Raw genomic sequence first — 23423 nt, 5'->3', positions numbered from 1 at the left:
CTGCCGTGCAGGCCATAGTCTATCGACTCCGCCTGGCACGCACGCCTGCTCGATGCAGCCAGCGCGCGGCCGGCAGTCAATACACCCGGAACTCGGCACGGCAGCCGTCGCTGACCCACACCCCACGGCGGTCCCAGCCCCAGTTGCGGTCCTCGATGCAGGCTGTCACCGATTTCTGCCTGACCAGCCGTACCTCATGGCGCACGCGAATCCGGCACTCCTTGTCCTTGTTCTCGTAGGACTCGCAGACCAGGCGTTCGCCCTCGTTGTCGCGATCACGGCTGCGGCCACGTCCCGGCCAGCGGCCGTGTTCGTCGGCAACGAACTCGGCGCGGCAGCCGTCGGTCACCCACAGCATGCGCCGGCTCTGGCCCCAGTTCTGGTCTTCCACGCAACGGGTCACCGACAGCTGCCTGGCCAGGCGCATCGGTCCCTCGATGGGGCATTGCTCGGTCTTGTTGAACTGGGATTCGCAGCGCAGCGCTGGAATGTGATCAGTGTCGTAGTCCTGGGCGGCCACGGCGGTGGCGGCCAGCAGCAGGGCAAGGGCGGCGCCGGTGATCGGCAGCAGCGGGCGAAGGGTCATGGGGGAGCCTCGGGCGGGGATTCGGGCGGCAAGAATGACCCAGCACGGGGCCGTCGGAACGCATCGTTCCGGAAGCGGCTCAGGAGGGATTTAGTAGTGCGCACCAGCCCATGCAGAGGCTTACATCCCGTATCATCGCTGCACATCCGATCGCATCGGTTTACACCTTCTTACATGTCTTCCACGCCTGTCGGCGCAGCCTGTGGCTGCCGTCACTGGTGTGCGGGCGGCCTGCGGGGGAGGATGCGCGGACCACGACGACCACAGGGGGTTGCGTTGATCAGCAGTACCGTCATTCATCGCTCGGCCGACGCAGGTGGCGCCGAGGTGCGGGTCCTGGACACTACGTTCAAGGGCAAGCATGTGTTCGTTGCCTGGGGGCTGCGCGGGCCGGAACTGACCCGCAGCGCGGACCCGGCTGCCACTGTGGCTGCGCGCAAGGCATTGCATGCCGTTGCCGGGCATAGTGAAGGGCCGCGCAGCCCGGAAGTGTTCATCGCCAACCAGTCGGCGGTGGCGATCACGGTCTATCGGCTGCTTACCGACGCACGCTCCGGTGACGCCATCTTCTTCCTGTGCGATTCACAGGCGGTGGTCGAGTGGCTGATCACCGCGCTGGAAGTGCAGGGCGCGGACTGATTCCGCGCTCCGGCGCGCATTGATTCAAGCCAGGGCCGTGTCCACGGCGGCCCGCGCATGCAGGGCGGTGGTATCGAACAGCGGCACTGCACTGTCCTCCGGGCGTACCAGCAGCATGATCTCGGTGCAGCCAAGAATGATTGCTTCGGCACCGCGCGCCACCAGTCGCGCGATCACGCCGGCATAGACCTGCCGTGAGTGCTCGCTGACCACACCAGCGATCAACTCCTGGTAGATGATGTCGTGCACGCTGCGACGATCATCGGCTTCGGGTACCAGCACCTCCAGTCCGAAGCGATCCTGCAGCCGGCCGCGGTAGAAGTCCTGTTCCATGGTGAAGGCGGTGCCGAGCAGGCCCACCTTGCGTGCGCCTGCCTGCACGATGGCCTGGGCGGTGGGGTCGGCGATATGCAGCAGCGGCAGCGTGCAGGCCGCCTCGATGCGATCGGTCAGCTTGTGCATGGTATTGGTGCAGATCAGCAGCAGGTCAGCGCCGCCCGCCTGCAGGCGCCGCGCGCCATCGACCATGTGGTCACCCAGGGTGTCCCAGTCGCCTTCGTGCTGCAGCTGCTTGATGCCGGCGAAATCCACCGACCACAGCAGCAGCTGTGCCGAGTGCGCACCGCCGAGCCGCCGCCGTACCTCCTCGTTGATGAGCCGGTAGTACTGGGCCGAGCTTTCCCAGCTCATGCCACCGATCAGGCCAAGGGTCTTCATGCGCCGCTCCGTGCCAGGAGCCCTCATTGCAGCACAGATGGTGCCCGGTTGCCGATGGCGGCGATCTGTAACCACCACATCCATGCTGCGCTGTGTGTGCCGCGGCAGGCCCGGCGCACTCTATGCTGGTTGGATCTTCTGAAGTGGATGTGCGCTATGGCCCTGCATACCTGGTGGTGGTTCCTCGCCACGGTGTTCGTTCTGTGTGGTACGCCGGGGCCGAACATGCTGCATATCCTCGGTCGCAGCGTCGGGCTGGGGTTCCGTGGCAGTGTGCCGGCGATGGCCGGCTGCCTGCTGGCGATGCTGCTGGTGCTGGCGGCCTCCGCAGCAGGCCTGAGTGCGCTGCTGCATTCCTCGCCGATGCTGTTCGAGGTGCTGCGCTATCTGGGCGTGGCCTATCTGGCCTGGCTGGGCCTGAAGGCATGGCGTGACAGTTGCCGGCCGGCACCGCCGGTGACGGTCGATGCTACGCCGCCGGTTGCGGCCTCGCTGGGCGCGTGGAAGGTGTTCCGTGGTGGCCTTCTGGTGGGCCTGAGCAATCCCAAGCTGCTGCTGTTCGCGGCGGCGTTCCTGCCGCAGTTCGTCGACCCATCACGCGGCCAGGCGCTGCAGTACAGCGTGCTGGTGGCCACCTTCGCCGCGTGCGAACTGTTCTGGTACGTGATGTATGCGGCCGGTGGCCATGGCCTTCGCCGCTGGTTGGCCAAGCCGTTTGCGCGACGCTGGTTCGAGCGCCTGGTGGGCAGCGTGTTCCTGGCGTTTGCCGTCGCGCTGCTGCGCTTCCGTCCGCGCTGATTCACGCCGCGCACGCGGCCTGTTCACGATTGCCGCATCGGCCACGGCCTAGCCTGATCATCCAGTACGCAGTCCCCGCAGGGAAAGGTTTGACATGATCAAGTGGGCCATCATCTTCGCCGTCATCGGTGTGATCGCAGGCGTGCTCGGCTTCGGTGGCATTGCCGGTGCCGCGGTCGGTATCGCCAAGTTCCTGTTCTGGGCCGGCATCATCATCGCCGTGGTGCTGTTCCTGCTCGGCATGACCGTAGCGAAGAAGGTCAGCTAGCGTTGATCGCGCAGCAGCGTGCTCAGTGCGCGCTGCTGCGCGAGAACAGGTTGATCACCAGTACGCCGGCGCAGATCAGGCCGATGCCGGTCAACGCCGGTGCATCCAGGCGCTGCTTGAACACCACCAGCCCGATCAGTGAGATCAGCACGATGCCGACGCCGGACCAGATTGCGTAGGCGATGCCGGTCGGGATCGACTTCATGGTCATCGACAGCAGGTAGAAGCACAGCCCGTAGCCGACCAGTGCGCCCAGTGTCGGCGCCAGCCGGCTCATGCCGTCGGATGCCTTCAGCAGTGATGTGGCAATCACTTCCAGCACGATGGCAGCGGCAAGGTAGAGGTAGGGATTCATCGAGCGCTCCAGCTCACTGCGGGTCGCACAGTTTCAGGGCCTGCTCGGCCATGGCCAATGCATTGGCACGTTCTTCCTCGTCCAGCGGACGCCCATAGGCCGTGGCCCAGTAGCCATCGGCAGCGCAGCGCGCCGCGTACAGCCGTGGGTCGCCGGCTTCGCCAGGGAACTCGGCCAGCATCGCGCGCTTCCAGTTGCGCCAGTGCGCAAGCAGGCCCGGTTCCATCAGGTTGCCCAAGGTCAGGCCGATGTCGTTGTCCTGCTCCTGCTGCAGCAGATGCTCGAAGTTGGCCTGCACATAGGCGCGGCTGAAACGGCCATGGCCTTCGGGGTTTTCCTGCAGCAGGGCGCGCACGCGCGCTTCGAATTCTCCAATCAGCGCTCCGATGGCTTCATCCACCAGCACCTGCTTGCTGCTGAAATGATGGAACAACGCACCCTTGCTGACACCGGCGGCCTGCGCGACGTCCTGCACGGTCAGCGCGGCCAGGCCGTTACGGCCGATCACTTCAATGGTGGCCTGCAGCAGTGACTGGCGCACGCTGTCGGGCGCCTTGCGGCGCGAACGGGAGGGGGATGTGGACATGGCGGGAAGAAACCGACTGGACGGTACGATTGTAACGCAGGCCCGCCGCGTTACCGCGCGCTGCCGGCCATGGCCGGCAGCGGAACCCTCATGCGTCGACGCGGGCGAAACGCGGTTGCGGTCCGTGCTCGCCGGGCACCTGCTCGACGAACATGGCGTACGGGCGTACCCACAGGCCACCTTCGCCATACAGCGCGCGGTACAGCACCATCGGCTGCAGGGTCTCGCTGCTGCGGACGATGTCGAGCACTTCGTACTCGCCACCCTTGAAGTGGCGGTAGCGGCCTGTGGCCAGGGTGGGGAGCGGACTCAGCTCAGCCATGGGCGGCGCGACTCACTTGCGCGCCGGGCTGGCCGGCTTCGCGCAGTAGGCATCGATGGCTTCGGCGGTGTTGGCCAGGCCCTGTGCCTGCGCCAGTTCCCACGGACGTTCGCAACGCTGGCTGTGCTCGCACCACTGGTAGCCGGCCGAACCGATGCAACCGTGGGCATCGCGGTCGCCACCGACCTTCGGCGTGGCGGGTGAAGTGGCCGCCGTATCGGCACGCGCAGCGGCCTGATGCTGGTTGGCACAGGCGGACAGCACCAGCAGGGCTGGAATCAGAAGAAGCGCTTTCATCGGCCGGGCTCCGTGCCTAAAGCGACAGTGTCTGTCGCAAATAGCCCTGCAGCAAGCGCTCAGTGCATGGCGGCGCGGATCAGTTCCTCGATCAGCACGAGGTAGCTGGCCACGAAATAGAACTTCAGCAGCGTCCAACGCTGCTGCGAGAAGAAGGTGCGCATGTGGAAGGGGCCCCTGTTGATGACGGTAGTGTGAAGCCCAGCTGACTCCGTGACAAGAATCACGGAATGAACAGGCTAAATGGACTCAGGGATGTGAGGGCAGGCAAGGGCTGACCGGAGGGCGCGGCATTTTCGTACAAATCTGATGGGCCACCCCTGAGGTGATCGCTAGCCTGAAGGTGTACCGGCACGTGGACCGTCCGCCTGCCGTCGCATCCTTCCATCCGCAGGAGCCCCTCATGGTCATTACCGTTCAACGCAACGCCCGGCACTGGTCCGTGCTGGATCCGCAGGTGCATGACGCAACCCGATATGCGCGGGGCGCCGAGGCTTTCGATGTCGCCGCGGCGCGGGCCCTCGAGCACCACCGTCGCACCGGCCAGCGCAGCACGGTGCGGGTCGAGGCGCTCGGCAGCGCGGTGGATGCCCTGCACGTAGGAGACTGACGCCGGTCGTTGCGTGCAGTCAGCTACGGTTGCGTTGTTTGAATGGGGAAAAACCGGCGTCACGCGCCCCCCTGTGCGCCGTGCCGGGAATCCCGGATGCTTGCGCCATCGTATTCATCTGGAGATCTCGATGGGCAAGGCACTCACCTGGCGTACCCTGGCCTGCACCCTGCTGCCGATGCTGGCGGCGGCGGGTGGCGCCCAGGCGCAGAGCTATGGCTACGGCTATGAAGATGACCGCTACGGTGGCCGCGAAGGCAGCGGCATCGTGCGCTGCGAGTCGATCAAGAACCGTAGCAACGAGTGCCGTCTGGAGGGCCGCGCGCGGATGATCCGCCAGTTGTCCGGCTCGCCGTGCGTGGAAGGTGAGACCTGGGGCCAGTTGCGCTATGGCGTCTGGGTGACCCAGGGCTGCCGCGCCGAGTTCGTCGGCGAGTACCGTCGTGGCGGTGGCTGGGGCAATGGGGGTGGCTGGGGCAACGGCAACGGTTGGGGCGGCGGTGAGGTGATCACCTGTCATTCCAATGGGCATCGCCAGGAGTACTGCGACGCCCGCATCCGCCGCGGCGTGCGCCTGGTTCGCCAGGATTCGCGCAGTGCCTGCATCGAGGGCCAGACCTGGGGCTGGGATCGTCGTGGCATCTGGGTCAGCGACGGCTGCCGGGCACAGTTCCAGGTGAACTGAGCGTGCCCCTCTAAAATCAGAAAAATCTGATACAGCTCACATTTTGAATTGCCGTATCTTCTGCGATCAGGGCATCTCTGTGTGTCCCTGATCTGTTGCGACGATGCCTGCCGTGATCGGCAGGAATGTCCCGCTACCGTCGATACGCTGCCTCAAGGAGTGAGCCGCATGTTGATCCGCCTGCAATGCGAACAGCGCCAATGGCGCGTGCTGCATCCGGACCGGCCGGAGCCGATCGATTTCCGCGACGGTGCCCGCGCGTTCGACTTCGCTGAAACCCTGGCGCGCCTGCACTTTGTCGATACCGGGCAGCGCGCTGCCGTGCGCGTGGAAGCCAGCGGCGCCTTCGTGGAAGCGGTCAGCTACGGCTGAGGGCGGGGGTTTCCGGCCAGATCCTGTTTCCGGGCCCCGCTATCCACGCAAGGTAGATCCACGCCATGCGCGGATCCACTGGGTGGCAATCGGCCTCAGCCCGCCGCGCTCAGCGGCGGGGTACCTGTGACAAGCTGCGGCCAACGCTTGAGCACGGCCGCACGGATGCCCGCGGCGTCGATGCCTGCTTCGGCCAGCAGGTCCTCGCGGCTGGCATGGTGCTGGTAGCTGTCGGGCAGGCCCAGGTGCAGGATCGGGCGCAGCACGCCTTCGGCATTGAGCAGCTCGCCGACGCCTGAACCGGCGCCACCGGCCACCACGTTGTCTTCGATCGTCACCAGGCCCTCGTGCTGGGCGGCGACCGCCAGCACCAGCTCGCGGTCCAGCGGCTTGATGAAACGCATGTTGACCACGCTCAGGCCGAGTTCGCGGCCGACCTGCTCGGCGGCGGCCACGGTGCTGCCGAAGGCGAGCAGGGCAATGCGGCTGCCCTGCAGGCGCAGTTCGCCCTTGCCGATCGGCAGGGTGGACAGGTCGGTGCCGGCTGCAACGCCGGTGCCGGTGCCGCGCGGGTAGCGCACGGCGGCCGGGCCCGGGTGCTGCAGGCCGGTACTGAGCATCTGCCGGCACTCGGCTTCGTTGGACGGTGCCATCACCACCAGGTTGGGCACGCAGCGCAGGAAGCTCAGGTCGAGGTTGCCGGCATGGGTCGCACCGTCCGGGCCGACCACGCCGGCGCGATCGATCGCGAACAGCACGTCCAGGTCCTGGATCGCCACGTCATGTACCAGCTGGTCGTACGCGCGCTGCAGGAAGGTCGAGTAGATCGCCACCACCGGCTTGCCACCCTGGGTGGCCATGCCGGCGGCGAGGGTGACCGCATGCTGTTCGGCAATCGCCACGTCGAAATAGCGCTGCGGGTATTCCTTGCTGAAACGCACCAGGCCGGAGCCTTCGCGCATCGCCGGGGTGATGCCGTACAGGCGGGGCTCGGCGGCGGCGGCATCGCACAGCCAGTCGCTGAACACATCGGTATAGGTCGGCTTCTTGGCACCGGCCTTGGCCACCAGGCCCTTGTCCGGATCGAACGGGCCCACGGCGTGGTAACCGATCTGGTCGCCTTCGGCCGGCTCGTAGCCCTTGCCCTTGGTGGTCATCACGTGCAGCAGCTTCGGGCCCTTGGAGGCGCGCAGCGTCTTCAGCGTGGACAGCAGGGCGGGCATGTCGTGGCCGTCGATCGGGCCGGTGTAGTGGAAGCCCATCTCCTCGAACATCGTGGACGGCACGAACATGCCCTTCCAGTGTTCTTCCCAGCGCTTCACGAAACGCGCCGGGTTGTTCTTCTTGTCACCGAGGATCTTCTTGCCGCCTTCGCGCAGCGCATTGAGCGTCCGGCTGCCGGTGGCACGGCCGAGCATCTTGGTCAGGCCGCCGACCGCCTCGGAGATCGACATGTTGTTGTCGTTGAGGATCACCAGCAGGTTCGGTTCCGGGTCCATGCCGCCGGCGTGCATCAGCGCTTCGAAGGCCATGCCGGCGGTCATCGCACCGTCACCGATCACCGCCACGATCTTGCGGTCGTCGCCTTCGGACTGGCGGGCAATGGCCATGCCGAGTGCCGCCGAGATCGAGGTGGAGGAGTGGCCGACGCCAAAGGTGTCGTATTCGCTCTCCTCGCGCTTCGGGAATGGCGCGACGCCGTCCTTCTGCTTGACGGTGTGGATCTGGTCGCGGCGCCCGGTCAGGATCTTGTGCGGGTAGGTCTGGTGACCGACGTCCCAGACCAGCTGGTCGACCGGAGTCTGGTACAGGTAGTGCAGGGCCACGGTGAGTTCGATCACGCCCAGGCCGGCGGCGAAGTGGCCACCGCTCTTGCCCACCGATTCGATGAGGTAGGCGCGCAGTTCGTCGGCAACCGCCCTCAGTTCGGATTCGTCGAACGTGCGCAGGTCATCCGGCGTCTGGATGCGCGCGAGGCGGGGATAGCGGGCAGAGTCGATCATCATGTTCGCACTTTTTCTGAATGCCCATTTTCGCCCTCAAACGGGGGTGGGGCAAGCAAACGCCGCCGTCCGTGACAGGACGGTGAGGGTTGCATTTTCAGGCGTTCAGGTGCTCAGTTTCGACCGCTTGGGCAATTGCGCCTTCAGGAAGGCCATCTGGTCGGCCAGGATGTTGCGGTTGGACAGGATCAGGTGCTCGATCCAGCTGGGCCGGTAGGGCACGGCCAGCAGCGGCATTCCGGCCTGCTGCGGGGTGCGGTCGCTCTTGCGCGAGTTGCAGTGGAAACAGGCGGTGACCACGTTTTCCCAGCAGTCCAGGCCGCCCTTGGACAGTGGCACGACGTGGTCGCGGGTGAGCGTGGGGCGGTTGAACTGCTGGCCGCAGTACATGCACAGGTGGGCGTCGCGGGCGAACAGGGCCGGGTTGGTCAGGTTCGGCGTGGGGTCGATCGCGCGGGAGCGGGCATGGCCGCGCGCGGCGATGATCGGGTGCAGGTCCATGCCGCTCTGCAGGCCGCTGAAGCGATTGGTGCCGCCGTGGATGTGCAGGCAGGGATCGCCCAGCGTCCAGGCCACCGCTTCGCGGGCGTAGAGGCACGCCGCATCCTGCCAGGTGATCCAGTCCAGTACGCGTCCGTGGGCATCAAGCGAGAGCAGCCGGACCGAACCGGGGCGATGCAGCGTCGTGGCGTTGGGCGATGCTTCGGCGCCCGGAGCAGAAAACGGAGCTCCGGCTTCGATCAGACCCAAGCGTGTAGTGTCTGTCTCCATCGGGAGAACAGCTTATACCTGAATTGTTGCGTTTTGGGTATCGCCACTTGGGCGATACCCAAAACGCAACAATTCAGGTCCGCGCATTCCGCATCCCAGCCCGCCGATGGCGGGTTGGGATGCCCACGCATTCCTCCTATCCCCTGCGCCGTCGGCGCGCCCCCCTTAACAAAGGGGGGCTTTTCCCCAGATGGATTTCGGTGGTTTTCATCCACGCATGGCATGGATCCACTGGCCACCGGAGATCTGTCGAAGGCGGGGTGGGTCCGGTTGCGGGGGCGTGAGCCGCATGGATGCGGCGATCGAGGCTACAGGGACGTACTTGCGCCGTCCCCCGCAATCGGACCCACCCTGCCATCCCGCAGGAAGCCAGCTGTTGCTGTTGCTTTGGCTCCAGCCTTGGCTTCTGCGGGTGCCGGGCGCAGCCCGGCTCAGGCGCCGAAGCGCTCGTCGTCCATCGCCATCAGCGGGGCGGCGCCGGCCTGGATCGCGGCGGCGTGGCTGAGGGTGCGCGGCAGCACACGGGCGAAGTAGAAGCGGGCGGTTTCGCGCTTGCCCTGGGCGAAGGCGGCGCCGTGCGCGCTGGCGTCGGCGGCGGCCACGCTGCGGGCCCACCAGTAGGCCAGTACCACGTAGCCCGAATAGAACAGGTAGTCGTAGCTGGCCGCACCCAGTTCGTCTGGATTGCCGGCCGCGCGCTGCAGCACGTCCAGGGTCAGCTTGCCCCATTCGGCGGCCTTGGCGCGCAGCGGGCCGATGAACTCGGCCAGCGCTTCGTTGCCTTCATGCTCCTTGGCGAAGGCTTCGATCTCGGCCAGCATCAGCTTCAGGCCGGCGCCCTGGCTGGAGGCGGTCTTGCGGCCGATCAGGTCCAGCGCCTGGATGCCGGTGGTGCCTTCATACAGCGTGGTGATGCGGGCATCGCGGGCCAGCTGTTCCATGCCGTGTTCGCGGATGTAGCCGTGGCCACCGAAGCACTGCAGGGCGTTGTAGGTGTTCTCGATGCCCCATTCGGTCTGGCAGGCCTTGGAGATCGGGGTCAGGAAGCTCACCAGGGTGTCGGCGCGCTCGCGCTCGGCGGCATCCTCGGCATGGTGGGCGACGTCGATCAGGGTGGCGGCGTGCAGGGCCAGCAGGCGGCTGCCTTCGACCAGCGACTTCACCGTCAGCAGCATGCGGCGCACATCCGGGTGCACCAGGATCGGGTCGGCCGGCTTGTCCGGGAATTTCGCACCGCTCAGGGCGCGCGACTGCAGGCGTTCACGGCTGTACTTCAGTGCGTTCTGGTAAGCGCGCTCGGACAGGCCGATGCCCTGAAGGCCGACGCCCAGGCGCGCGGTGTTCATCATGGTGAACATGGCCTGCAGGCCCTTGTGCGGCTGGCCGACCAGGTAACCCTGCGCACCGTCGAAGTTCATCACGCAGGTGACCGAACCCTTGATACCCATCTTGTGCTCGATCGAGCCGCAGCGCAGTGCGTTGCGCTCGCCGACATTGCCATCGCGGTCGACCTTGAACTTGGGCGTGACGAACAGCGAGATGCCCTTGGCGCCCGGAGGGGCGTCGGGCAGCTTGGCCAGCACCAGGTGCACGATGTTTTCGGTCAGGTCGTGCTCGCCGGCGGTGATGAAGATCTTGGTGCCGGTGATCGAGTAGCTGCCATCGGCGTTCGGCTCGGCCTTGGTCTTCAGCAGGCCCAGGTCGGTACCGCAGTGCGGCTCGGTCAGGCACATGGTGCCGGTCCAGCGGCCCTCGATCAGCGGCTTGAGGAAGGCCTCGTGCTGCCAGGCCTCGCCGTGCTGCTTCAGCGCTTCGATGGCGCCGTGCGAGAGCAGCGGGAAGTTGCCCCAAGCCAGGTTGGCGGCGTTGATCATTTCGTTGAGCGGCACGCCAAGGGTGTGCGGCAGGCCCTGGCCACCCAGTTCCGGCGAGGCGGTCAGGCCGGTCCAGCCGCCATCGACGAACTGGTCGTAGGCCTGCTTGAAGCCGGGCGGGGTGGTCACTTCACCGGTGGCCTGGTCGAGCACGCAGCCGATCTCATCGCCAACGCTGTTGAGCGGGGCCAGCACGGTGGCGCTGAAGCGGCCAGCTTCTTCCAGCACGGCATCGACCACGTCGGCGGTGGCGTCGGTGAAGCCCAGGCGGGCGAACAGGGGTTCGACCTTGAGCACGTCGTGCAGGGCGAAACGGAGGTCGGAAAGCGGGGCGGTGTAGCTGCTCATCGGTACGTCTCGATTTGATCAGGGCAGGGGAGAGCGGCGCCAGGCGCCGCGACGGAAGGTGGAAATCAGCGCAGCACGCCCGGCAGGCCCGGGGCCTGGTTGAGGGTGCTGCGGCTGCTGATATCGAAGCTGCGCTGCTTCTTTTCCTGCGGCGTGGCCGCGACCGTTCCCTTCAGGCCATAGGCCAGGGTGCGGTTGCCGGCCAGTGCATCGGCCACCACCAGGCGTGCGGCCGAACTGGGCACCAGGTCGACATTGATGACATCCGCGGAGGTGCCGCCGATGGAGATACCGGGCTTGGCCTGCAGGGTGCCGGCGTCGCTGTCGCCGACGGTCAGTGCCAGCGAGACGTCATCGAAGGTCATCGGCATGGAGCTGTAGTTCTGCAGGCGCAGCGCCACGGTCCAGTTGCCGTCGGCGCGCACGGTCAGCTGCTGCAGGCTGGCCGCCGGTTCCGAAACACGCTTGACGATGCCGTTGCCACAGGCGGCAAGGGCGAGGGTGCTCAGGACGATCAAGGCGATACGGAAACGGTGGAGCATGGGCGCAGGTCCTCTGGAGGCGGTGCGTTGGAATAAGCATACTACGGCGTATGGTCGTTTGGATCGCCTGTGGCGAGCCGTCGCAGAGGGTAGCGCGTGAAAATGGCGGCGGGGCGTGCGCAGCGCTGGATCTTCGGGCGCACGGTGCGCGTACGGATTGAACTGCGGCTCAATCGGCGGGCGTATCGCGAAGCGGGGCCATCAGGCGCAGCGGGCGCAGGTCGTAGCCCATGGCTTCGGCTTTTTCCTTCAACTGCTCGAACCGGGCGCGATCCATTTCCGGCAGGCGCGAGAGGATCCACAGGTACTTACGGTCCGGTTCACCGACCAGGGCCCACTGGTAGTCCGGGTCCAGCGCCAACACCCAGTAGTCGGCCCAGACCAGTGGCACCCAGCTCAGCCAGTCCGGAACGAAGCGCACCTGCAGTTGGCCGGGATGGCCAGCCACCGGGCGTGCAACGCCTTCGGCGATTACGCGTTCTCCGTCGGCGTTGCGGCAGGCATTGGTGACACTGATGCGGCCATCGCGGCGCAGCCCGTAGTTGGCGGTGATCTCGCCGACGCACTGCTTCTGGAATGACACCGGCAGGTGAGCGATCTCGTGCCATTGGCCTGCATAGCGGTCGATGTCCAGCGTGTCGACTGCACGCACCGGTTCGGCGGCGATCACCGGGGCGGCGGCCAGCAGCAGGCAGGCGAGCAGGGTGGGGCGCAATTGCATCGGCAGGCTCCGGCAGGAATCTGCAGCGTAGGTGCCGCGGCGGGTACCGGTGTAAATGTTTCGTCAACCAGACGGCGGTGGCCCGGCATGGATCGAGGCCATGGAAGGGGCCAGCGCCAGGTAGACCCACGCCATGCGTGGATGGCAGGCCGCACGCAAAAAAAAGACCTGCATTTCTGCAGGTCTCTGAAGATGGTGGCCGAAGACGGAATCGAACCGCCGACACGGGGATTTTCAATCCCCTGCTCTACCAACTGAGCTACTCGGCCAAATTGTGTGGCAACCGTGATCAAACCCGGTTTCCGGAAAAAAAAGACCCGCATTTCTGCAGGCCTTCGAAAGTGGTGGCCGAAGACGGAATCGAACCGCCGACACGGGGATTTTCAATCCCCTGCTCTACCAACTGAGCTACTCGGCCACATGTTTCGTTGCAGCGAGGTCGCTGCCAAGGACGCGTATATTACGGAGGTCGGCTGCCTTCGGCAAGCGTTTTGCCAAGATTTCTTCACATTGCCGTCTGCGGGCTCGCAAGTGCTTGATCCTCCGTTGTGGGACGGGGGCGTGGTCAGTCGATCATCGTCTGCGGTGGAAATCAGCAGATCGCCGCGATCGCCAAAGCTGCAAGGCCAAGGGCTGCGCCCGGACCCGCGCCGCGCTGGTCCATGGAACGCTGTTTTCATGGCCGTTGCCGGCGATCGTTGCAGCGTAGTGTCGGCATTCCTTTCCTGATGCTGGCAACAGCAGAGCCGGTCACCATGTCCGATTCCCTCGCTACCTCCCGTATCGTGCTGGCCTCGCGTCCGCAGGGCGCACCAAGCGCGGCCAACTTCCGCCTGGAACAGGCTGCGCTGCCGGCATTGGGGGATGGCGAAGTGCTGCTGCGCAACCGCTACCTGTCGCTGGACCCGTACATGCGTGGACGCATGGACGAGGGCCCGTCGTACGCCGCGCCGGTGGCGGTGGGCGCGGTGATGGAAGGGCAGACCGTGGCCGAGGTGCTGCAGTCGAACGCCGAGGGCGTAACCACAGGTGAGTTGGTGCTGGCGCCGGGTGGCTGGCAGACCCATGCGGTGCTGCCGGCCAAGGCGCTGGGGCGTCGGCTGGATCCGGCCGGCCTGCCGTTGAGTACCGCGCTGGGGGTATATGGCATGCCCGGCTTCACCGCCTATTCCAGCCTGCACGAAATCGCCCGTTTGAAGCCGGGTGAGACGCTGGTGGTGGCTGCCGCGACCGGGCCGGTGGGCGCGACCGTCGCCCAGCTGGCCAAGCTGCAGGGCGCGCGCGTGGTCGCCATCGCCGGTGGCGAAGCCAAGCGTGCCTACCTGCAGACGCTGGGCGTGGACGTGGCGCTGGATCATCGTGCGGCCGACTTTGCCGAACAGCTGCGCGCGGCGGTGCCCGCGGGCATCGACGTGTATTTCGAGAACGTGGGCGGGCACGTGCTGGATGCGGTGCTGCCGCTGCTCAACGACTTCGCCCGCATTCCAGTGTGCGGCACCATCGCCACCTACAACGAGCGGGGCATCGAGCAGCCCGGCCCGGACCGGTTGCCCGCACTGTTCAGCCAGATCCTGCGCCAGCGCCTGACCGTGCGTGGTTTCATCGTGCACGACTTCAACCACCTGTGGCCGGACTTCGAACGCGAGATGCGGCAGTGGCTGCGCGAAGGTCGCATCCAGTACCGCGAAGATGTGGTGGAAGGGCTGGAGAATGCGCCGGAGGCGTTCTTTGGGCTGTTGCAGGGGCGCAACTTCGGCAAGCTGGTGGTGAAGCTGGATTGAGGGCTTGGCGGCGTGCCGACCAAGGTCGGCACCTACCGGAAGCTGAGCGTGCCGATCAAGGTCGGCACCTGCTTCAGGCAGTCGAGGCCTTTTCCCGGCGCAGCAGTTCGCGCTTGCGCGCTACGCCCCACGCATAGCCGGACAGGTCGCCGTCGCGGCGCACCACGCGGTGGCAGGGCACCGCCACCGCCAGCGGGTTGCTCGCGCATGCGCGGGCCACCGCACGGCTCGAGCGCGGGGCGCCGATGCGCGCGGCGACATCCGCATATGAGGCGGTCTGCCCGCGCGGAATCTGCTGCAGTGCCTGCCACACCCGTTGCTGGAACGCGGTGCCGCGGATATCCAGCGGCAGCGTGGCGCCGCGCGAAGGATCCTCGACCAGGCCTACCACCTGTGCCACCAGTTGCTCATAGCCCTGGTCGGCACCGACCAGTTCGGCCTGGCGGAAGCGTTGCTGCAATGACTGCAGCAGTGTCTCCGGATCGTCGCCGAGCAGGATTGCAACCACGCCGGTGGCACTGCTGGCCACCAGCACGCTGCCCAGTGAGCTTTCGGCAAGCGCGAAGTGGATGACTTCGCCGCGACCACCTGCGCGCCATTGCTTGGGCGTCATGCCCAGCAACTTCGGTGCGTTCTCGTAGAAGCGCCCACTGGAACCGAAGCCGGCATCGTGGAAGGCATCGGTGATGCGCTCCTGTTGTTCCAGTCCGGTGCGCAGGCGGTCGGCGCGCAGCGCGGCGGCGTATTGCTTGGGGGTCAGCCCGGTGGCCTGCTTGAACATACGATGCAGGCGCGTCGGGCTGCAGCCGGCGATGTCGGCCAGCTCCTGCAGCGAAGGTTCGTCGAGGCTCGCCTGAAGGTGGCGGCAGACCCGTTCGACGCGGGCATCGAAGGCGGTGGTGGCGGTACTGTCCATGGCCGGATTCTGGCACGTGCCGGTTCTGCGGAAACTCCGTTTCCTGCACCGACGGGCCAGGCCCGGAAACGGAGTGTCGGCAGGGGAGAGGCGCGGCATCGTGGCGGCCACTTCACAACCGGTACTGCCACCATGCGCCTGAACAACAAGATCGCCCTCATCACCGGAGCCAGCGCCGGCATCGGCCGCGCCAGCGCGCTGCGCTTCGCCGCCGAAGGGGCGAAGCTGGTGCTCAACGCACGGCGGCCGGAGCCGCTGCAGGCGCTGGCCGAGCAGATCCGTGCCGCCGGCGGCGAGGTGGTGGTGCATGCCGCCGACGTGGCGGATCCGGCCACGGCCCCGGCACTGGTCGATCTGGCCCGGCAGTCATTTGGTGGCCTGGACATCGCGCTCAACAATGCCGGCATGCTCGGGCCGGGCGTGCCGGCAGCGGAGTTCCCGGTGGACGCCTGGCGCGAGGTGATGGCGACCAATCTGGATGCCGCGTTCCATGCCGCACGTGCGCAGTTGCCGGCACTGCTGGCGCGCGGCGGCGGCTCGCTGGTGTTTGTTGGCACTTTTGTCGGCCACACCGTGGGCTTCCCCGGCATGGCGGCCTATGCGTCGAGCAAGGCCGGGTTGATCGGCCTGAGCCAGGTGATCGCCGCCGAATACGGTGCGCGCGGCGTGCGCAGCAACGTGCTGCTGCCCGGTGGCACCGATACCGAGATGGGCCGGCAGGCGGCACCGACCGGCGATGCGCGCGACTTCGTGCGCTCGCTGCACGCACTGAAGCGCATGGCCGAGCCGGAGGAGATCGCCAACGCGGCGCTGTTCCTGGCCAGCGACGAAAGCAGTTTCGTTACCGGCACCGCGATGCGCGTGGAGGGCGGGGTGTCGATCACGCGGACCTGAGTGCGGTCACCGACGTGGCCGGTAGCGGATACCGCTGCTGGCCATGAAGCCCTTCGGATCGAAGCGGGCCCAGGCTTCGCCCCAGTCGAAGCGGGCGTGGCCGCCGGCCAGTTTGCGTCCCAGCGCCGCACCCAGCGTGCGGCGCATGAAGGCGACTTCGGCATCGATTGCCGCCTGGGTCGGCCAGCCGTCTTCCAACGTCGCACCGGGTAGATCGACGCCCATCGTCACCATGTCGAGCTGTTGCCCGTGAAAGCACAGGCTGATGCCAGCGGGCGCACCGCCCAGGCTGAGCCGGTGCAGGCTGAGCCAGACGTAGCCGGTGCCGACGTCGCGCTCTCCTCGCATCAGCGTGACGAAGGCGACACGTGCCTCATCCCGTGACAGGGTGGGGCCGATCAGAGTCGGCAGATTGCCGAGCTGGATGCTGCCGTCGGTCGCATCAATGATCATCGGCACGGCGTGTGCTGCGTGCTGGGCAGAAGAGGGCATGGCGTACCGGTGGGCGTTGGCCCTCGGATTCTGGCTGCGCGGGGGCAATGGCGGCAAGCCAGTGCCTGCACATGACGTTGGCGCAGGACTGACTTGTGGATTACCCGCCAGCCTCTAGCGTGGTGCACAGCGTTGGCCTGCCGCCGACGAGGGAGTTTTCGATGAACGAGCGAGACAAGGATCAGGACCCGAAGCAGGGCGTCCAGGAAAGCCGCCAGGACAGGAAGCAGGACGATGTGGCCAAGCAGCGGCCCGGGCAGCGCGACCAACAGGTGCGCGATGCGCACTCACGCGGCCCGCAGCGCAAGGACGGCGACCAGGAGCCGGCCTGAGTTGCCGGCGCTGAAAAGAAAAACCCGCAGATCACGAAGATCTACGGGTTCTTCTGAATAGTGGTGGAGCCAAGGAGGATCGAACTCCTGACCTCGTCATTGCGAACGACGCGCTCTCCCAGCTGAGCTATGGCCCCACGGCAGGGCTTCAGTCTAGCCAAGCGCCTGCCGCTTGCCAAGCCGATCAAAGGAATTTCGTGTCGAGACGCGAGGCACATCAGCGGGTGACTGTGCCGAAACCGCTTGTTTCGCCGGGTTTGGGCGCCGCGCAACGAAATCGTAACAATTTGGGGGATAATGGCGGCTTGCGCAGTTCTCCTCCTTTTTGCCGCCCGGCCCGCGCAGGCCGCACGGACGCCTCCTCAGAGCATTTCATGCCCTCCCATTCCGATTCCCGCCGCCTGTCGGGTCTGTCGTCTTCCTTTGTTTCCTTCCGCCGCCACCCGCTGGCTCTGGCCTGTGCCGGCCTGGCCCTGGTCGGCAGCTTCGGTGCCGCCGCGCAGGACAGCGCGCCGACCCCGACCGGGCTGGACACCATCACCGTGACCGCCGAACACCGCGAGCAGAACCTGCAGGAAGTGCCGGTCTCGGTGGGCGTGGTGCAGGGCGAGCGCATGCGCGACTTCACCGCCGGCGGCGATGACACCCTGCTGGCGCTGTCCGGCCGCGTGCCGAGCCTGTATGCGGAAACCACCACCGGCCGCATCTTCCCGCGCTTCTACATCCGTGGCCTGGGCAACATCGACTTCTACCTGGGTGCCTCGCAGCCGGTGTCGATCATCCAGGACGACGTGGTGCTGGAGCACGTGGTGCTGAAGTCCAACCCGGTCTATGACGTCGACCAGGTGGAAGTGCTGCGCGGCCCGCAGGGTTCGCTGTTCGGCCGCAACACCACCGCCGGCATCGTCAAGTTCGACACCCTGAAGCCGACCCAGGATTACACCGGCCGCGTCAGTGCCAGCTATGCGACCTATAACAGCGTGTCGATCGACGGCGGCTTCGGCGGCCCGATCAACGACATCGCCTCGTTCCGCGTGTCGGCCCTGTACCAGCACCGCGACGACTACGTCGACAACACCTACCGCGGCCCGAGCGCCGACGGCACGGTCAGCCCAAAGAAGAACGCCATGGGCGGCTTCGATGACCGCAACGTACGCGCGCAGCTGCTGCTGACCCCGAGCGACCAGTTCTCGATCCTGGCCTCGGCCCACGCCCGTGATTACGAGGGCACCTCGACCCTGTTCCTGCGCGGTGCGCTGACCAAGGGCTCGAACAAGACCGACGTGCCGCGTGACAAGGTCGCCTACGACGAAGCCGACAACAACCCGCAGGCCTACAAGACCTACGGCGGTTCGGTGAAGGCGCGTTATGACTTCGGCGCGATCGACTTCACCTCGATCACCGCCTACGAAACCACCTCCGGCTACAGCCGCGGCGACACCGACGGCGGCGCCGCGGTGAACTTCCCGGTCAACGGCGTGCCGAACGGCTACGGCCAGTCGATGGGCCGCATCCGTGACCTGGACCAGTGGACCCAGGAATTCCGCCTGGCCAGCCATGATGACAGCGCCCTGCAGTGGCAGGCCGGTGCGTTCTACTTCAACGGCAGCGACACCACCGACTTCTACCAGCGCGCCTGGTTCCTGCAGGGCGCAGCACGCAACCCGAACAATTGGGTGCGCCTGCGCAACAAGAACACCTCGTGGGCCGGTTTCGGCCAGATCAGCTACGCCTTCACCGACAAGTTCACCGTCACCGCCGGCCTGCGCCAGACCAAGGACGAGAAGCACACCCGCCTGCTGAAGACCGCTGACACTGCCGCCGGCGTGGTCACCTACAAGGGCCGCACCGACGTCAGGATGTCCGACACCACCCCGAGCTGGGATCTGAGCGCGATGTATCAGATCACGCCGGACGTGAGCGTCTACGCCAAGGTCGCGCGTGGCTTCCGCGGCCCGACCATCCAGGGGCGTTCGGCGGTGTTCAACGCCGATTTCACCACCGCCGATTCCGAGACCATCCTGTCCTGGGAAGCGGGCGTGAAGAGCAGCCTGTGGGACAACCGCCTGCGCCTGAACGCCACCGCGTTCACCTACACCGTCAACGACATCCAGCTCAACGGCAACGATTCGGACGGCAACGGCGTGCTGTTCAACGCCGACAAGGCCAAGGCCTACGGCTTCGAAGCGGACATGGAACTGCGCCCGATCCCGAACCTGACCCTGAGCGCCGGCCTGAGCCTGCTGCACAGCGAGATCAAGGACAAGCGCGTGTACGCGCAGGTCTGCGGCCTCAACGGCCAGGTGGTCTGCACGGTGAATGATCCGACCATCAAGGTCGGCGCCAACACCTTCGCGCAGATCGACGGCAACCCGCTGCCGAACGCGCCGAAGTACAACGTGAACCTGGCCGCCCGTTACGACTTCCCGGTCAGCGACGCTGGCACCATGTTCGTCTCCACCGACTGGAACAAGCAGGGTTACACCAGCTTCGTGCTGTACGACAGCAAGGAGTTCAATTCCAAGGGTGACTTCGAAGGCGGCCTGAAGATCGGCTACTCGGGCAACTACGGTGCCTACGAAGTGGCGCTGTTCGCGCGCAACATCACCAACGAGAAGAACCTCAAGGGCGTGATCGAGAACTACATGGCCGCGGTCTACAACGAACCGCGTACCGTCGGTGTCTCGCTGAACATGAACTGGTAATGCGCTGTCGCGATGGCGGGGCATCCCGCCATCGCACTGTTGGAATGCAAAGGGCGGCCCGGTGATCCGGGCCGCCCTTTTCGTTGCTTCAGACTGCAGTGAGGTTGCTGTCCTGGCTGCGCTGGCCGAAGGTCAGGGCCCAAGTGGCGCTGTCCACCTGGTGCCGGTCCTGTTCCTGCTGCTTGCGTGCGCGGCTGGCACCGAACCAGCGGCCTTCGCCGTTGATCAGCGGTGCCATGCGTACCACGTCCACATACTCCGGATCGATCTCGCTGGCACGCTGCAGCCAGCTCAGGGCGAGGAATGCATTGGCCGGGACGCCGTTACCGAAGTGGTAGATGTCGGCCAGATAGCCGGCAGCCCACAGCTTGTCGTCGTCGTCGCCGCGCCACCACAGCGGAATCAAGGCGCGTTCGACCGCTTCGCGCTTGTGCGCGTCGTTCCGGCCATCGAATGCCAGGCAGGCCAGGTTGCGGCAGGTTGGGCCCCACACGCGCTCGCCGGCCTCGGCCTCATCCAGGCAGCGCAGGTACAGCTCGCGCGCACGCGCTTCGTTCTCCGCGCCGCCTGCGGCGACGAGACGGACGGCCAGGTTGTAGGTGGCGATCAGGTCGCCGCCTTCCACCGCACGCTCCTGCCAGTAGGCGGCCTTTTCCGCATCGGCGAACTGTGGTTGGTCACGGCCACCGAGGCGGCCCTTGTACAGGTCGCACAGCGCCGACATCGCGCCGGCGTCGCCATCGTCCGCCATGCGCTGCAGCAGCGACAGGCCGGCGGCCTGTGAGACATCGCAGAACAGATTGGCGGCGAACGTCACCGCCGAGGTGTCGTCCTGCTGCGCAAGCTTCAACGCGCGCTGCAGCAGGACACTGGCGCGTGTCGGGTCGCTGGCCTGGCCGAGCAGGCCATGCTCGATGGCGGTGGCGGCCCAGAGCAGGCCGATCGCCGAATCGCCTTCGCGCGCGGCATAGTCCACCACCTGTGCGAACAGTGCTTCGGCACCGTCGACATGGGCGAACCAGGTGCAGGCCTCGAGGTTGCTGAGCCCCTCATGCAGGACCCCATCGCGGTCCAATGTCCATGCCTGCTGCAGATCTTCAAGCACCGCCTGCATGTGGTCCGGATCCCACTGCACGACGCCTTCGCTGTCTTCAACGCGGCCAAGCCGGTAGCGCAGCCCGGCGCGCTGGGCCAGCACCTGCGCGCGCAGGTGGCGGTCCAGGTGCCAGTCGAGGATCTGCGTGTAGGCGCGCTCGTGCGCGGCCACGGCCTCGGCATCCTCACGGTGGGGCAGATCGCCCATCCAGTCCTGCTCCTTGTGCCACCGCAGCGCGTTGCTCTGCGCCAGTTCCAGGCCACGGCACCAGCTACCCTCGATGAAGTTCTCCATCGCCTCATGGCTGCCGCCCCAGCGCGGGTACAGGAAGTACAGGGTGTCTTCCAGCGTGGCCAGATCGTCCGGGCGCTGCTCCAGCACCAGGCGCATCCAGTACGCCAGTGGTGCGTCGAAATCGTCCTGGCTGCGCTCGCGCAGCAATGGGGGCAGCGTATCCGGCAGCGTCTGCAACGGCGTACCGAAGCGCGACAGCAGCTGCAATGCCTTTGGCCAGGCTTGAGGGTAGTGCTCGGCCAGCGCGGCGTCATCGGATGCGGCGGGCTGCCCGGCCTGCAGCGCACGCAGCCAGTTCGGTTCGCGCAGGTAGCTGGTGATGCGCTTGATGCCATCCAGCGCCAACGCAGGTCGTGGCGACAGCGGTATCGCCTGCAGGTAGGCGTGCACGGCATGATCGCGGGCCAGCTGTGCCGCCAGCCACTGGCTGTCTTCGACCAGTGCGGCAACGTCGGCGCTGCGCAGTTCGCCGGCAGCGTCCTGCCAGCAGGCGCCCAGGCAAAGCCAGGCGTAGTAGCTGCCGGGGGCGGCCGAAGCCCACTGCTGGGCCAGTTGCAGGCGGGCTTCCAACGTCAGCGTGGCGTCGTGCAGGTTGCGCAGCCGCCAGCGGATGCCGGGCAGCGCATTCTCTCCCTGCAGCCAGGCCAGCTCATGTGGAGCAAGCAACGCATCCAGTTCGGCATAGCGCCGTTCCTGCAGCGCAGTGCGCGCCTGCACGCGCCAGGCAAGGTCTTCGGGGGAAAGCCCGTCTTTTGCAAATCCGTTTGTCATTGCTGCAATCCAGCGAGTACGAGGCTGGACATTAGAAGCGCGGTCGTTAGCGGCGGCAAGCAGGACATGCGGCTGCCGTGTCGATGGCATTCAGCAGGAGGCTTGAAGGTGAATCCCGTCACCCGGAACAGGCGTTCGCGTTGCGGATCGTCCATGTGCAGCGGAAAGGCAAGCAGCAGCTCGGGCCGGTAGGCGAGTGTGCCCTGGCCCTGTCTCTACGCCTCGATTCCGGGAAATAGCCGTGCATCAGGCGTGCGGATGCAGCCAGGGTTCGAGCTTGTCCTGCTCGCTGGCAACGGGGGCCTGTTCGATCAGGCGTGCCGAAAGCGCGAGGTAGTGAACCGAACGGGCCAGGTCCAGCCCGCCCGTCAGTGCCGCGTAGGCGTTGAGCTGGCTGCTGCGATCCATGCAGGAGTGTCGCCGGCCAGCAGCGTGACGATCGTCCATCGCAATACGCCGGAAGAGGGCCATGCAGGCACGCAGCAATGTCCTTGTCGAGCATTGGCAGGGCCGCCCCGCGAGGCGGCCGATGCGGGTTGCTAGTTTCCCGGCAGCAGCGCCTGCAGGCGCGACTCCAGTTCCTGCTGGCGCCAGCCGGCCAGTGCGGCGGGCCATTGGCGACGTTCCAGATAGCTTTCCAGGTGCTTGCGCGAGGCAAGGATGCCATCTGGCAGTCCCAGCTCGCGGCTGCGTTCGGCCACGGCATCCTGCAGCTTCTTCAGCGCCTGCTTGTTGCTGTCGTTGGCCGGCAGCGCCAGCGGCGCGTCGGCTTCGTCGGCCAGCGGCGTGGACAGCGCCTGCCACACGGCGCCGGCCAGTTTGCGCGGTGCCTTTGGGAACTGCTCGAACAGCTTGCCCAGCGCTGCCTCGTCGGCCGGAGGCGTGCGCGCCAGAGTGGCGGCCAGTTCGTTGTCCAGGATCCAGCTTCGCGGGCGGTCGCTGCTGCGTGCCTGCACATCACGCCAGCGCAGCAGGCGCAACAGGCGGTGCTGCGCGGCGTCATCAAGGAACTGTGCCGAGCGCATCGCCAGGTGCGGCCAGCGATCTTCATCGTTGGCGACACTGGCCAGCAGGCGCTCGCCATCGTCGTGCAACCACTGCTGGCGGCCGAGCGCCTGCAGCCTGGCATCAATGGCGTCGTGCAGTGCGAACAGGTGCTCGACATCGTCGGCGGCGTACTGCAGCTGCGACTCGGACAGCGGGCGGCGCATCCAGTCCGAGCGGGTCTCGCCCTTGGCCAGCGCCACTCCGGTGATCTCCGCCACCAGCTTCTGGTAGCCCATGCCGCCGCCGATGCCGGCCAGCGATGCCCCGATCTGGGTGTCGAACAGCGGTCGCGGCAGCACGCCGCAGGCCCACTTGAAGGCAACCAGGTCTTCGCTGGCGCTGTGCATTACCTTGGTGATGGATTCATCGGCCAGCCAATGCGCAAGCGCCTCGGTCATGCCGGGAATCAGCGGGTCGATGAGCAGGATGTCCTGCCCGACCGCCATCTGCACCAGGGCCAGCTGCGGCCAGTAGGTGCGTTCACGGATGAATTCGGTGTCCAGGCCGATGCGGGTCGGGCGCTGCTGGAAGTACGCTTCCAGCTCGGCGGGGGTGGTGATCCAGGTTGCCACGGGTCAGGGCCTACTACTCGGGTTTGCTC

General features: G+C 66.5%; 26 protein-coding genes and 3 tRNA genes. 10 read left to right on the top strand and 19 right to left on the bottom strand.

Annotated elements, in window-relative coordinates; all coding sequences use genetic code 11:
* Window positions 1–76: 76 nt before the first annotated feature.
* Window positions 77–586 (bottom strand): DUF3011 domain-containing protein, encoded by a 510-nt coding sequence (locus tag AC5P5R_RS07280; RefSeq protein ID WP_005410428.1) that lies wholly within the window; start codon window positions 584–586, stop codon window positions 77–79.
* Window positions 587–829: 243 nt separating this feature from the next.
* Between AC5P5R_RS07280 and AC5P5R_RS07275 the strand changes: the two genes are divergently transcribed.
* Window positions 830–1225 carry a hypothetical protein gene (locus AC5P5R_RS07275; protein WP_099497996.1) on the top strand — a complete coding sequence of 132 codons (396 nt, stop codon included), beginning with the start codon at window positions 830–832 and terminating at the stop codon, window positions 1223–1225.
* Between the two features lie 24 nt (window positions 1226–1249).
* Here the strand turns inward: AC5P5R_RS07275 and AC5P5R_RS07270 are convergent, their stop codons facing one another.
* A complete protein-coding gene (locus AC5P5R_RS07270; RefSeq protein WP_005410426.1) occupies window positions 1250–1942 on the bottom strand; it encodes an aspartate/glutamate racemase family protein in 693 nt (230 codons plus the stop codon).
* Window positions 1943–2098: 156 nt separating this feature from the next.
* Between AC5P5R_RS07270 and AC5P5R_RS07265 the strand changes: the two genes are divergently transcribed.
* Both AC5P5R_RS07265 and AC5P5R_RS07260 read left to right on the top strand, forming a co-directional pair.
* Window positions 2099–2740 carry a LysE family translocator gene (locus AC5P5R_RS07265; RefSeq protein WP_005410425.1) on the top strand — a complete coding sequence of 214 codons (642 nt, stop codon included), beginning with the start codon at window positions 2099–2101 and terminating at the stop codon, window positions 2738–2740.
* 94 nt (window positions 2741–2834) lie between these two features.
* A complete protein-coding gene (locus AC5P5R_RS07260; RefSeq protein WP_005410424.1) occupies window positions 2835–3008 on the top strand; it encodes a DUF1328 domain-containing protein in 174 nt (57 codons plus the stop codon).
* A gap of 22 nt (window positions 3009–3030) precedes the next feature.
* Here the strand turns inward: AC5P5R_RS07260 and AC5P5R_RS07255 are convergent, their stop codons facing one another.
* The 4 genes from AC5P5R_RS07255 to AC5P5R_RS07240 form a co-directional block, all read right to left on the bottom strand.
* Window positions 3031–3363 carry an SMR family transporter gene (locus tag AC5P5R_RS07255; RefSeq protein ID WP_005414055.1) on the bottom strand — a complete coding sequence of 111 codons (333 nt, stop codon included), beginning with the start codon at window positions 3361–3363 and terminating at the stop codon, window positions 3031–3033.
* A gap of 13 nt (window positions 3364–3376) precedes the next feature.
* On the bottom strand, window positions 3377–3949 hold the full coding sequence (locus tag AC5P5R_RS07250) for a TetR/AcrR family transcriptional regulator (RefSeq protein ID WP_164281498.1): 573 nt from the start codon (window positions 3947–3949) through the stop codon (window positions 3377–3379).
* 88 nt (window positions 3950–4037) lie between these two features.
* A complete protein-coding gene (locus tag AC5P5R_RS07245; protein WP_059034964.1) occupies window positions 4038–4271 on the bottom strand; it encodes a DUF1653 domain-containing protein in 234 nt (77 codons plus the stop codon).
* Between the two features lie 12 nt (window positions 4272–4283).
* Window positions 4284–4568, bottom strand: a complete 285-nt coding sequence (locus AC5P5R_RS07240; protein ID WP_005410420.1) for a hypothetical protein — start codon at window positions 4566–4568, stop codon at window positions 4284–4286.
* Window positions 4569–4971: 403 nt separating this feature from the next.
* Here AC5P5R_RS07240 and AC5P5R_RS07235 point away from each other — a divergent pair, with 403 nt between their 5' ends.
* From AC5P5R_RS07235 to AC5P5R_RS07225, 3 genes are all read left to right on the top strand, one after another.
* Entirely contained in the window at window positions 4972–5178 is a 207-nt protein-coding gene (locus AC5P5R_RS07235; protein ID WP_005410418.1) for a hypothetical protein, read from the top strand.
* Between the two features lie 130 nt (window positions 5179–5308).
* Window positions 5309–5863 (top strand): DUF3011 domain-containing protein, encoded by a 555-nt coding sequence (locus AC5P5R_RS07230; RefSeq protein ID WP_164281499.1) that lies wholly within the window; start codon window positions 5309–5311, stop codon window positions 5861–5863.
* 168 nt (window positions 5864–6031) lie between these two features.
* Entirely contained in the window at window positions 6032–6235 is a 204-nt protein-coding gene (locus AC5P5R_RS07225; RefSeq protein ID WP_005410416.1) for a hypothetical protein, read from the top strand.
* A 95-nt stretch (window positions 6236–6330) separates the two neighbouring features.
* Here AC5P5R_RS07225 and dxs read toward each other — a convergent pair whose 3' ends face one another.
* The 7 genes from dxs to AC5P5R_RS07190 form a co-directional block, all read right to left on the bottom strand.
* Window positions 6331–8238, bottom strand: a complete 1908-nt coding sequence (gene dxs / locus AC5P5R_RS07220; RefSeq protein ID WP_012480865.1) for a 1-deoxy-D-xylulose-5-phosphate synthase — start codon at window positions 8236–8238, stop codon at window positions 6331–6333.
* A gap of 105 nt (window positions 8239–8343) precedes the next feature.
* Window positions 8344–9009 (bottom strand): HNH endonuclease, encoded by a 666-nt coding sequence (locus tag AC5P5R_RS07215; RefSeq protein ID WP_005410414.1) that lies wholly within the window; start codon window positions 9007–9009, stop codon window positions 8344–8346.
* A 431-nt stretch (window positions 9010–9440) separates the two neighbouring features.
* On the bottom strand, window positions 9441–11231 hold the full coding sequence (locus AC5P5R_RS07210) for an acyl-CoA dehydrogenase C-terminal domain-containing protein (protein WP_065183448.1): 1791 nt from the start codon (window positions 11229–11231) through the stop codon (window positions 9441–9443).
* A gap of 65 nt (window positions 11232–11296) precedes the next feature.
* Window positions 11297–11773 carry an LEA/WHy family protein gene (locus AC5P5R_RS07205; RefSeq protein ID WP_049395301.1) on the bottom strand — a complete coding sequence of 159 codons (477 nt, stop codon included), beginning with the start codon at window positions 11771–11773 and terminating at the stop codon, window positions 11297–11299.
* A gap of 169 nt (window positions 11774–11942) precedes the next feature.
* Entirely contained in the window at window positions 11943–12494 is a 552-nt protein-coding gene (locus AC5P5R_RS07200; protein ID WP_033833224.1) for a lipocalin family protein, read from the bottom strand.
* A gap of 193 nt (window positions 12495–12687) precedes the next feature.
* Window positions 12688–12763 (bottom strand) — tRNA-Phe (locus tag AC5P5R_RS07195).
* Window positions 12764–12836: 73 nt separating this feature from the next.
* A tRNA-Phe gene (locus AC5P5R_RS07190) sits at window positions 12837–12912 on the bottom strand.
* A gap of 337 nt (window positions 12913–13249) precedes the next feature.
* Here AC5P5R_RS07190 and curA point away from each other — a divergent pair.
* A complete protein-coding gene (gene curA, locus AC5P5R_RS07185) occupies window positions 13250–14275 on the top strand; it encodes an NADPH-dependent curcumin/dihydrocurcumin reductase (protein ID WP_012480862.1) in 1026 nt (341 codons plus the stop codon).
* A 73-nt stretch (window positions 14276–14348) separates the two neighbouring features.
* On the opposite strand, the gene AC5P5R_RS07180 is transcribed toward curA, so the two are convergent.
* On the bottom strand, window positions 14349–15191 hold the full coding sequence (locus tag AC5P5R_RS07180) for a bifunctional transcriptional activator/DNA repair enzyme AdaA (protein ID WP_049395564.1): 843 nt from the start codon (window positions 15189–15191) through the stop codon (window positions 14349–14351).
* Window positions 15192–15323: 132 nt separating this feature from the next.
* Between AC5P5R_RS07180 and AC5P5R_RS07175 the strand changes: the two genes are divergently transcribed.
* Window positions 15324–16085 (top strand): SDR family oxidoreductase, encoded by a 762-nt coding sequence (locus AC5P5R_RS07175; protein ID WP_049395563.1) that lies wholly within the window; start codon window positions 15324–15326, stop codon window positions 16083–16085.
* A 6-nt stretch (window positions 16086–16091) separates the two neighbouring features.
* On the opposite strand, the gene AC5P5R_RS07170 is transcribed toward AC5P5R_RS07175, so the two are convergent.
* Complete coding sequence (locus tag AC5P5R_RS07170; protein WP_100438770.1) at window positions 16092–16577, bottom strand: hypothetical protein; 486 nt, start codon at window positions 16575–16577, stop codon at window positions 16092–16094.
* Window positions 16578–16738: 161 nt separating this feature from the next.
* On the opposite strand from AC5P5R_RS07170, the gene AC5P5R_RS07165 reads away from it, so the two are divergent.
* Window positions 16739–16909 carry a hypothetical protein gene (locus AC5P5R_RS07165; protein WP_005410406.1) on the top strand — a complete coding sequence of 57 codons (171 nt, stop codon included), beginning with the start codon at window positions 16739–16741 and terminating at the stop codon, window positions 16907–16909.
* A 61-nt stretch (window positions 16910–16970) separates the two neighbouring features.
* On the opposite strand, the gene AC5P5R_RS07160 is transcribed toward AC5P5R_RS07165, so the two are convergent.
* Window positions 16971–17046: transfer RNA gene (locus AC5P5R_RS07160), tRNA-Ala, on the bottom strand.
* Window positions 17047–17283: 237 nt separating this feature from the next.
* Here AC5P5R_RS07160 and AC5P5R_RS07155 point away from each other — a divergent pair.
* Window positions 17284–19614 (top strand): TonB-dependent receptor, encoded by a 2331-nt coding sequence (locus AC5P5R_RS07155; protein ID WP_024958086.1) that lies wholly within the window; start codon window positions 17284–17286, stop codon window positions 19612–19614.
* 88 nt (window positions 19615–19702) lie between these two features.
* Here the strand turns inward: AC5P5R_RS07155 and AC5P5R_RS07150 are convergent, their stop codons facing one another.
* From AC5P5R_RS07150 to rnd, 3 genes are all read right to left on the bottom strand, one after another.
* On the bottom strand, window positions 19703–21775 hold the full coding sequence (locus AC5P5R_RS07150; RefSeq protein WP_164281500.1) for a DUF4034 domain-containing protein: 2073 nt from the start codon (window positions 21773–21775) through the stop codon (window positions 19703–19705).
* 246 nt (window positions 21776–22021) lie between these two features.
* Complete coding sequence (locus AC5P5R_RS07145; protein WP_224119244.1) at window positions 22022–22183, bottom strand: hypothetical protein; 162 nt, start codon at window positions 22181–22183, stop codon at window positions 22022–22024.
* Window positions 22184–22314: 131 nt separating this feature from the next.
* Complete coding sequence (gene rnd / locus AC5P5R_RS07140) at window positions 22315–23394, bottom strand: ribonuclease D (protein WP_100438769.1); 1080 nt, start codon at window positions 23392–23394, stop codon at window positions 22315–22317.
* Window positions 23395–23423 lie beyond the last annotated feature (29 nt).

The organism is Stenotrophomonas sp. YJH_SMC_19 (assembly GCF_059367915.1).
This window is presented reverse-complemented; position numbering and strand designations above follow the sequence as displayed.